This is a genomic window from Noviherbaspirillum denitrificans (assembly GCF_002211445.1).
GTDB classification, from domain to species: domain Bacteria; phylum Pseudomonadota; class Gammaproteobacteria; order Burkholderiales; family Burkholderiaceae_D; genus Noviherbaspirillum; species Noviherbaspirillum denitrificans.
Genome location: NZ_LSTO01000001.1, coordinates 469,245 through 478,537, shown reverse-complemented (window position 1 = coordinate 478,537; position 9,293 = coordinate 469,245). Strand labels below are relative to the sequence as shown.

Below are 9,293 nucleotides of genomic sequence, written 5' to 3'. Positions count from 1 at the left end.
CCCCCGCCACGCGCGACGGCGACCATTATGTGCTGAACGGCGTGAAGCAGTTCATCACCAGCGGCAAGTACGCCGATGTCGCGATCGTCATGGCGGTGACCGACAAGGAAGCCGGCAAGCGCGGCATCAGCGCGTTCTGGGTGCCGACCAACACGCCCGGCTACATCGTCGCCCGCCTCGAGGAAAAGATGGGCCAGCATTCGTCGGACACCGCGCAGATCCTGTTCGAGAACTGCCGCATTCCGGCGCAGAACCTGATCGGCGAAGAAGGCCAGGGTTACAAGATCGCGTTGTCGGGTCTTGAAGGCGGCCGCATCGGCATCGCCTCGCAATCCGTCGGCATGGCGCGTGCGGCCTTTGACGCAGCGTTGGCGTATGCGAAGGAGCGCACCAGCTTCGGCAAGACGCTGTTCGAACACCAGGCGGTGCAGTTCAAGCTGTCCGAGATGGCGACCCAGATCGAAGCGGCGCGCCAGCTCATCTGGCACGCGGCCAGCCTGAAGGATGCCGGCAAGCCCTGCCTGAAGGAAGCGGCGATGGCCAAGCTGTTCGCCAGCGAAATGGCAGAACGCGTGTGCTCGGAAGCGATCCAGGTCCACGGCGGCTACGGCTACGTGAGCGACTTCCCTGTCGAGCGCATCTACCGCGACGTGCGCGTGTGCCAGATCTACGAAGGCACGAGCGAAATCCAGAAAATCCTCATCAGCCGCGCGCTGGCCTGAAGGAGCTTGCATGTCAGCACCGATCGATTTCTACTTCGACTTTTCTTCGCCCTACGGCTATTTCGCGGCGCTGCGCATCGAAGCGCTGGCCGCGAAGTACGGCCGCACAGTGGCGTGGCATCCGGTCCTGCTCGGCGCGATCTTCAAGACGACGGGTTGCGCGCCGCTGCCGATGGTGCCGCTGAAGGGCGACTATTCGTATCGCGATTTCGAGCGCACCGCGCGCCTGCACGGCATTCCGTACAAGCGTCCGGCGACCTTCCCGATCTCGACGCAGCTCGCCGCGCGCGCGATGACCTGGATTGCGCGCGATTTCGGCGATGCCAAGGCGGTTGCGTTCGCCAAGGCGGCGTTCGCCTCCTACTTCGCCGACGGCCTCGACATCACGCGTCCTGAAGGCCTCGCGCCCGCTTGCGAGGCTGCCGGGCTGAAGCACGAGGCTGTGCTCGACGGCGCCAACAGCCAGGACATCAAGGACATGCTGAAAGCCGGTGTCGATGCGGCTGTTGCGCGCGGTGTGTTCGGTTCGCCTTTCATGATTGCCGACGGCGAGCCGTTCTGGGGTTTCGACCGCTTCGACCAGCTCGAGGCATTTTTGAAAAACGGAAAAATCTGAGGGAGACAGCACCATGCCGATGAAGAAGGGATTCCGGGCGCTTGTTGATGAAGCCATGTCGCAGGTCAAAACCTACAGCGTGGAAGAGGCAAAGGCGAAACTCGGCGACCCGAACGTGCAGTTCGTCGATGTGCGCGACGTGCGCGAACTGGAGCGCGACGGCGTGATTCCCGGCGCCTATCCCGCACCGCGCGGCATGATCGAATTCTGGATCGATCCGGATTCGCCCTACTTCAAGCCGGTGTTCGGCGAAAAGAAGGAGTTCATCTTCTTTTGCGCCGCCGGCTGGCGCAGCGCATTGACCACCAAGACCGTGCAGGACATGGGCATGGAAAACGTGGCCCACATCGAAGGCGGTTTCGGCGCATGGAAAGCGGCAGGCGGCGCGGTCGCGGAAAAGGCAAAGAAGGCGTAATGGCAAAGAAGGAAGCACAGCCCTGCCCCTGCGGCGGCGCCGCGTACGACAGCTGCTGCGGCCGCTTCGTCGACGGCGGCGAAGTGCCGCAGACCGCCGAGCAGTTGATGCGGTCGCGCTACACCGCCTTTGTGCTGCGCAGGGAACCGTACCTCAAGGCGACCTGGCATGCGAGCACGCGTCCTGCCGAGGACCTGACGCAGGACGACGATGCCAAGTGGCTGGGGCTGGAAGTCAAGAAACATGTCCCGGCGGGCGACGAAGCCACCGTGGAATTCGTCGCACGCTACAAGCTCGGCGGACGCGCGCACCGGCTGCATGAAATCAGCCGCTTCGTGCGCGAAGAAGGCCGGTGGTTTTACGTCGATGGAAGTTTTCCCAAAGCAAAATAACAGGAGAAATTGGAATGGCGCAGTTGGTTACAAGCTACGGCCAGGGCAGTCGAGAAACGCCGTTGATCGAACAGACGATCGGCGAATTCTTCGATGCGATGGCCAGCCGTTTTCCCGATAACGAAGCGCTGGTGTCTTGCCACCAGCAGATCCGCTACACCTATCGCCAGTTGCAGGAAGAATCGAACCGGCTCGCCAGCGCGCTGCTCGAGACCGGCCTGCGCCCCGGCGACCGCATCGGCATCTGGTCGCACAACAATGCGCAATGGCTGCTGACGCAGATCGCCACCGCCAAGGCCGGCCTCATCCTGGTCAACATCAATCCGGCCTATCGCCTCGCCGAGCTGGAATATGCGCTCAACAAGGTCGGCTGCAAGTCGCTGATCACGATGACGACGTTCAAGACCAGCAACTATATCGAAATGGTGCAGGCGATTGCGCCAGAGCTCGCTTCCAGCAAGCCGGGCGCGCTCAATGCCGCCAAGGTGCCGGCGCTGAAGACCGTTATCCAGCTGGGCGACGACCATGTGGCGGGCATGCTGCGCTTCGCCGACCTGATGGCAATGGGGAATCCCGAGGATGCCCGCCTGCCTGACATCGCGAAGAAGCTGGACAACACCGACCCGATCAACATCCAGTTCACCAGCGGCACCACCGGCTTCCCGAAGGGCGCCACGCTCACCCACCGTAATGTGCTGAACAACGGCTTCTTCATCGGCGAGGCGATGCGCCTGACGCCGCAGGACAGGCTGTGCATCCCGGTGCCGCTCTACCACTGCTTCGGCATGGTGCTCGGCAACCTCGCGTGCCTCACGCACGGCTCGACCATCGTCTATCCGAACGAAGCCTTCGACCCGCTGTCGGTGCTGCAGGCTGTCCAGCAGGAACGCTGCACCGGCTTGCACGGCGTGCCCACCATGTTCATTGCGGAACTCGACCATCCGCGCTTCAAGGAATTCGACCTGTCGACGCTGCGCACCGGCATCATGGCCGGCTCGCCCTGCCCGATCGAAGTGATGAAGCGCGTGGTCAGCGACATGAACATGCGCGAAGTGACCATCGCTTATGGCATGACCGAGACCAGCCCGGTAAGCTGCCAGAGCACCGTCGACACGCCGCTGGAAAAGCGCGTGTCCACCGTCGGCCTGACCCAGCCGCACCTCGAAGTAAAGATCGTCAATCCCGACACCGGCGAAACCGTGCCGGTCGGCACTTCCGGCGAGCTGTGCACGCGCGGTTACTCCGTGATGCACGGCTACTGGGAAGATCCGCAAAAGACCGCCGAAGCGATCGATGCCGAAGGCTGGATGCACACCGGCGACCTTGCGGTGATGGATGCGGAAGGCTATGTGAACATTTCCGGCCGCATCAAGGACATGGTGATCCGCGGCGGCGAAAACATCTACCCGCGCGAGATCGAGGAATTCCTGTACCGCCATCCCGCCGTCCAGGACGTGCAGGTGGTCGGCGTGCCCGACAAGAAGTACGGCGAGGAACTGTGCGCCTGGATCATCCTTCGCGCGGGCGCCGAGCTCGACGAGGATGGCGTGCGCGAATTCTGCCGCGGGCAGATCGCGCATTACAAGGTGCCGCGCTACATCCGCTTCGTCACTGCCTTCCCCATGACCGTGACCGGCAAGGTGCAGAAGTTCCGCATGCGTGAGCAGATGAAGGAAGAGCTCAAGCTCGAAGAAGACAAGACCGCCTGACCGGCAGACAGAAAATACAAGGACAGCACATGGCTCACATTGAAAGCAAACTGAACACCCGCAGCGAGGACTTCAAGAACAACGCTGCCGCCATGCAGCGCGTGGTCGACGACCTGAAGGAAAAGATCGCGAAGATTTCGCTTGGCGGCGGCGAAGACGCGCGCAAGAAGCATGTCTCGCGCGGCAAGCTGCTGCCGCGAGACCGCGTGCAGATGCTGCTCGACCCGGGCACGCCCTTCCTCGAACTGTCGCAGCTGGCCGCCTACGACATGTACGACGACGCCGCGCCGTCGGCCGGCATCATCACCGGCATCGGCCGCGTGGCTGGCCAGGAATGCGTGATCGTCTGCAATGACGCGACGGTGAAGGGCGGCACCTATTACCCGATGACGGTGAAGAAGCACCTGCGCGCGCAGGAAATCGCCGACCAGAACAACCTGCCCTGCATCTACCTCGTGGATTCCGGCGGCGCCAACCTGCCGAACCAGGACGACGTATTCCCCGACCGCGAGCATTTCGGCCGCATCTTCTACAACCAGGCCAACCTGTCCGCCAAGGGCATCCCGCAGATTGCGGTGGTGATGGGTTCGTGCACCGCGGGCGGCGCCTATGTGCCGGCGATGAGCGACGAGTCCATCATTGTCAAGGAACAGGGCACCATCTTCCTCGGCGGCCCGCCGCTGGTGAAGGCCGCGACCGGTGAAGTGGTGAGCGCGGAAGACCTCGGCGGCGGCGACGTGCACACCCGCCTTTCCGGCGTGGTCGACCATCTCGCGATGAACGACATGCACGCGCTGTCGCTGGCGCGCACCATCGTCGGCAACCTCAACCGCCAGAAACCGCAGCAGCTCGTGCTGCGCGAGCCGGTGGCGCCGAAGTACGACACGCATGAACTGTATGGCGTGATCCCGACCGACACCCGCAAGCCCTTCGACGTGCGCGAAGTGATCGCGCGCATCGTCGACGGCAGCGAATTCGACGAATTCAAGGCGCGCTATGGCACCACGCTGGTGTGCGGCTTCGCGCATATCTTCGGCATGCCGGTCGGCATCATCGCCAACAACGGCATCCTGTTTTCGGAATCGGCACTGAAGGGCTCGCACTTCATCGAACTGTGCTGCCAGCGCAAGATCCCGCTGGTGTTCCTGCAGAACATCACCGGCTTCATGGTGGGCCGCAAGTACGAAAACGAAGGCATCGCACGCAACGGCGCCAAGATGGTGACTGCCGTGTCGACCGCCTCCGTGCCCAAGTTCACCGTCATCATCGGCGGCAGCTTCGGCGCCGGCAACTACGGCATGTGCGGCCGGGCGTTCTCCCCGCGCATGCTGTGGATGTGGCCGAACGCGCGCATCTCGGTGATGGGCGGCGAGCAGGCAGCCAGCGTGCTGGCGACTGTCAAGCGCGACGGCATCGAAGGCAAGGGCGGCAGCTGGTCGAAGGAAGAAGAGGAAGCGTTCAAGGCGCCGATCCGCGAGCAGTACGAACACCAGGGCCATCCGTACTATGCATCCGCCCGCCTGTGGGATGACGGCGTGATCGATCCGGCGGATACGCGCATGGTGCTGGGGCTGGGATTGAGCGCAGCGCTGAATGCGCCGATCCGCGATACGAAGTTCGGCGTTTTCAGGATGTAAACATGGACTACCAGACTCTCATCGTTGCCGTCGACGGCAAGGTCGCGACCGTCACCCTCAACCGCCCGGACGTGCGCAACGCGTTCAATGAAACGACGATCGCGGAAATCACCCAGGTTTTCCGCGAGCTGGGACAGAACGCCGACGTACGAACGATCGTGCTCGCCGCCAACGGTCCGGCATTCTGCGCAGGCGCCGACCTGAACTGGATGAAGAAGATGGCCGGCTACACGCACGAGGAAAACCGTGCGGATGCCGCGCAACTGGCTGAAATGTTGCACACCATCTACACCTGCCCCAAGCCGGTGGTGGCAAAAGTGCAAGGCGACTGCTACGCAGGCGGCATGGGGCTGGTCGCGGCCTGCGACATTGCCGTTGCCGTTGAAGCAACTAATTTTTGCTTGAGCGAGGTCAAACTCGGCCTGATTCCTGCGACAATCTCGCCTTACGTCATTCTCGCGACGGGCGAAAACGCCGCCCGCCGCTATTTCCTCACCGCGGAGCGTTTCTCCGCACAGGAAGCACACCGGACCGGCTTCGTGCACCAGGTCGTGGCCGCCGACGCGCTCGACGCGACGGTCGCCGATATCGTGAAGGCACTGGTGGCCAACAGCCCGAACGCCGTGAAGGAAGCCAAGCGCCTCGTGCAGGATGTCGCCGGCCAGCCGCTGACCGCGGAACTGATCGCTGACACCGCCGAGCGCATCGCCGACATCCGCAGTTCCGAAGAGGGCAAGGAAGGTGTGCGGTCGTTCCTGGAGAAGCGGAAGCCGAACTGGCTGAATTAAGGGCCGGTGAGTTTTACTTGGAGCAGTCTTGAACGCAAGCCTCAAATCCGATTGGGTCGCACGCAGCCTGAACAGCGTCTGGCACCCGTGCACGCAGATGCAGCACCATGAAACGGTGCCGCTGGTGCCGGTCAGCCATGGCCGCGGCGCGTGGCTGTACGACGCCGACGGCCAACGCTACCTCGATGCGATCAGCTCGTGGTGGGTCAACCTGTTCGGCCATGCCAATCCGCGCATCAATGCGGCATTGAAGGAACAGCTCGACCTGCTGGAACACGCGATGCTCGCCGGCTTTACGCACGAGCCGGTGATCGCCTTGTCGGAAAAGCTGTCGGCGCTGACCGGCGGCGTGCTGGGGCATTGTTTCTATGCATCGGATGGCGCGTCGGCGACCGAAATCGCGCTCAAGATGAGCTTCCATTACTGGCGCAACAGCGGCCGCGACAGCAAGCGCGAATTCGTCTGCCTCAAGGGCAGCTACCACGGCGAAACCGTCGGCGCGCTGGCGGTGACCGATGTCGCGATCTTCCGCGATGCCTACGGCCCGATGCTGCGGCAGGCACATGTGGTGACTTCGCCCGACGCGCGCCAGGCGCAGGAAGGCGAAAGCGCCGCAGACGTCGCGCGCCGTGCCGCGGGCGACCTGGAAAAACTGCTGCAGGAGAGCAGCGAAAGTATTGCCGCTGTCATCATCGAGCCGCTGGTGCAATGCGCGGCCGGCATGGCGATGTATGACCCGGTCTACCTGAAGGAAGTGCGCGCGCTGTGCGACCGCTTCCAGGTGCACCTGATCGCCGACGAGATCGCAGTCGGCTGCGGCCGCACCGGTACCTTCTTCGCCTGCGAGCAGGCGTCGGTCTGGCCCGACTTCGTCTGCCTGTCCAAGGGCATCAGCGGCGGCTACCTGCCGCTCTCGCTGGTGATGACGCGCGACGCCATCTACCGTGCGTTCTATCACAGCGACGTCACGCGCGGCTTCCTGCACTCGCATTCCTATACCGGCAATCCGCTGGCCTGCCGCGCGGCACTCGCGACGCTGGCGATCTTCGACGAAGACGAGGTGCTCAGGCATAACCGCGAGCGCGCCGCGAAAATTTCCGCCGCGCTGGCGCCGCTGGTATCGCATCCGAAAGTGAAGCATTTCCGCAATCGCGGCATGATGTGGGCCTTCGATGCAGTCGTCGACGATCCGGCGAAGGCCGCGACCTTCTCGCGCCGCTTCTTCACGCAAGCGCTGCAGAACGAACTGCTGCTGCGCCCGATCGGCCGCACTGTCTACCTGATGCCGCCGTACATCCTCGACGACGAGGAAATCGACCTGCTCGCATCGCGCACGCTGTCCGTGTTCAACCAGGTCGTGGAGGCATGACAATGGAACTGATCGCCTCCCTCGAACGCGAACTGCAGCAGCTCGACAGGCAAAGCCTGCGCCGTCGCCTGCGCGTCGCCGAAACGCCCTGTGCGCCGCGCATGAAGGTCGACGGCCGTGACATGCTCGCGTTCTGCAGCAACGATTACCTTGGCCTTGCATCGCACCCGCTACTGATCGAAGCCTTGCAGGAAGGCGCGAGCCGCTACGGCGTCGGTAGCGGCGCGTCGCACCTGATCAGCGGCCATTCGCGCGCACACGCGCTGCTCGAAGAACGCTTCGCCGATTTCCTGTCGCCGCATATCGAATCGCCGCGCGCGCTGTATTTCTGCACCGGGTACATGGCCAACCTCGCGGTGCTGAGCGCGCTGGCCGGCCGCGACGCCGACCTCTTTTCGGAAGAGCTGAACCACGCGTCCCTGATCGACGGCGCGCGTCTGTCGCGCTCCAACCTGAAGGTGTATCCGCACGGCGACGCGGCGGCGCTGGAACAGCTGCTCAAGGCAAGCACCGCGAAGACCAAGCTGGTCGTCACCGACAGCGTGTTCAGCATGGATGGCGACCTCGCGCCGCTGCCCGAGATGCTCAGGCTGTGCGAACAGTACGGTGCCTGGCTGGTGGTCGACGATGCGCACGGCTTCGGCGTGCTCGGCCAGAACGGCCGTGGTGCGCTGGAACATTTCAACCTGCGCTCGCCCTACCTCGTGTACATGGGCACGCTGGGCAAGGCGGCCGGTGTCGGCGGCGCATTCGTCGCCGCGCATTCCACCGTGATCGAATGGCTGGTGCAGCGCGCCCGTCCCTACATCTACACCACGGCCGCCGCTCCCGCGCTTGCGCATGCATTGATGGCCAGCATGGACATCATCGATGGCGCAGAAGGCGCGCAGCGCCGCAGCCATCTGCGCGCGCTGATTGCACAGCTGCGCAGCGAACTCAACCTGCAGCGCTGGAAACTGTTTCCGTCCGATACCGCGATCCAGCCCGTCATCATCGGCACGAACGAAGAAGCGATGCGCGCCGGCGCGGCTTTGTACGAACAAGGCTTCTGGGTACCCGGCATCCGCCCGCCGACCGTGCCTGCCGGCACCGCGCGCCTGCGCATCACGCTGTCCGCGTCGCATACCGGCCAGGAAGTGTCGCAGCTGGCCAGCGCGTTCAACCTGCTGGAGGCATTCGCATGAGTGCGTCGATCGGCTATTTCGTCACCGGTACCGACACCGAGATCGGCAAGACCCTGGTGTCCTGCACGCTGGTGCATGCGCTGGCGCAGGCCGGTATCCGCGTGGCGGCCATGAAGCCGGTGGCTGCGGGTGCGGAACTGCGTGACGGCGCGTGGCACAACGAAGACGTCGACCTGCTTGCGGCGGAAGTGAACGTCCCGCTGCCGGTCGACCTCACCACGCCTTACCTGCTGCGCGATGCGGCAGCGCCGCACATCGCGGCCGAACAGGAGGGCGTGCGCATCGAGATCGCGCACATCCTCGATTGCTACAAGCGCGTCGCCGCAGCAGCGGATGCCGTGATCGTCGAAGGCGTGGGCGGATTCCGCGTGCCGCTGTCGGCGTCGGAGGACACCGCCGATCTCGCGCAGCAGCTCGGCCTGCCGGTCGTGCTCGTGGTCGGCATGCGCCTCGGCTGCCTC

10 protein-coding genes are annotated in these 9,293 nt (G+C 63.9%); all 10 read left to right on the top strand.

The genetic code is table 11. The features are described from left to right. The coding region (locus AYR66_RS02405; RefSeq protein ID WP_170942261.1) for an acyl-CoA dehydrogenase family protein at nt 1-722 on the top strand (722 nt) is incomplete at its 5' end. A gap of 10 nt (nt 723-732) precedes the next feature. After that, a complete protein-coding gene (locus tag AYR66_RS02400) occupies nt 733-1,338 on the top strand; it encodes a 2-hydroxychromene-2-carboxylate isomerase (RefSeq protein ID WP_088706190.1) in 606 nt (201 codons plus the stop codon). A 13-nt stretch (nt 1,339-1,351) separates the two neighbouring features. Next, nucleotides 1,352-1,753, top strand: coding sequence for a rhodanese-like domain-containing protein (locus AYR66_RS02395; protein WP_088706189.1), 402 nt, complete (start codon nt 1,352-1,354; stop codon nt 1,751-1,753). Further along, nucleotides 1,753-2,145 carry a YchJ family protein gene (locus AYR66_RS02390; RefSeq protein WP_088706188.1) on the top strand — a complete coding sequence of 131 codons (393 nt, stop codon included), beginning with the start codon at nt 1,753-1,755 and terminating at the stop codon, nt 2,143-2,145. Before AYR66_RS02395 ends, AYR66_RS02390 begins: the two co-directional genes overlap by 1 nt. Before the next feature lie 14 nt (nt 2,146-2,159). Beyond that, a complete protein-coding gene (locus AYR66_RS02385; RefSeq protein ID WP_088706187.1) occupies nt 2,160-3,854 on the top strand; it encodes an AMP-binding protein in 1,695 nt (564 codons plus the stop codon). A gap of 29 nt (nt 3,855-3,883) precedes the next feature. Then, a complete protein-coding gene (locus tag AYR66_RS02380; RefSeq protein WP_088706186.1) occupies nt 3,884-5,491 on the top strand; it encodes a carboxyl transferase domain-containing protein in 1,608 nt (535 codons plus the stop codon). A 2-nt stretch (nt 5,492-5,493) separates the two neighbouring features. Further along, the gene (locus tag AYR66_RS02375) at nt 5,494-6,279 is read left to right on the top strand and encodes an enoyl-CoA hydratase/isomerase family protein (RefSeq protein ID WP_088706185.1); all 786 of its coding nucleotides are present in this window, start codon (nt 5,494-5,496) and stop codon (nt 6,277-6,279) included. Nucleotides 6,280-6,307: 28 nt separating this feature from the next. Continuing rightward, nucleotides 6,308-7,648 carry an adenosylmethionine--8-amino-7-oxononanoate transaminase gene (bioA, locus tag AYR66_RS02370; RefSeq protein WP_088706184.1) on the top strand — a complete coding sequence of 447 codons (1,341 nt, stop codon included), beginning with the start codon at nt 6,308-6,310 and terminating at the stop codon, nt 7,646-7,648. A 2-nt stretch (nt 7,649-7,650) separates the two neighbouring features. Then, the gene (bioF, locus tag AYR66_RS02365) at nt 7,651-8,832 is read left to right on the top strand and encodes an 8-amino-7-oxononanoate synthase (RefSeq protein ID WP_088706183.1); all 1,182 of its coding nucleotides are present in this window, start codon (nt 7,651-7,653) and stop codon (nt 8,830-8,832) included. Continuing rightward, nucleotides 8,829-9,293, top strand: a 465-nt coding sequence (gene bioD / locus AYR66_RS02360) for a dethiobiotin synthase (protein ID WP_088709560.1), incomplete at its 3' end; no start/stop codon positions are given. The genes bioF and bioD, both read left to right, overlap by 4 nt.

What these genes read in the sequence shown, in the direction of transcription:
- AYR66_RS02400 (WP_088706190.1), top strand. Translation starts at nt 733, where the DNA reads ATGTCAGCACCGATCGATTTCTACTTCGACTTTTCTTCGCCCTACGGC.
- AYR66_RS02395 (WP_088706189.1), top strand. Translation starts at nt 1,352, where the DNA reads ATGCCGATGAAGAAGGGATTCCGGGCGCTTGTTGATGAAGCCATGTCG.
- AYR66_RS02390 (WP_088706188.1), top strand. Translation starts at nt 1,753, where the DNA reads ATGGCAAAGAAGGAAGCACAGCCCTGCCCCTGCGGCGGCGCCGCGTAC.
- AYR66_RS02385 (WP_088706187.1), top strand. Translation starts at nt 2,160, where the DNA reads ATGGCGCAGTTGGTTACAAGCTACGGCCAGGGCAGTCGAGAAACGCCG.
- AYR66_RS02380 (WP_088706186.1), top strand. Translation starts at nt 3,884, where the DNA reads ATGGCTCACATTGAAAGCAAACTGAACACCCGCAGCGAGGACTTCAAG.
- AYR66_RS02375 (WP_088706185.1), top strand. Translation starts at nt 5,494, where the DNA reads ATGGACTACCAGACTCTCATCGTTGCCGTCGACGGCAAGGTCGCGACC.
- bioF (WP_088706183.1), top strand. Translation starts at nt 7,651, where the DNA reads ATGGAACTGATCGCCTCCCTCGAACGCGAACTGCAGCAGCTCGACAGG.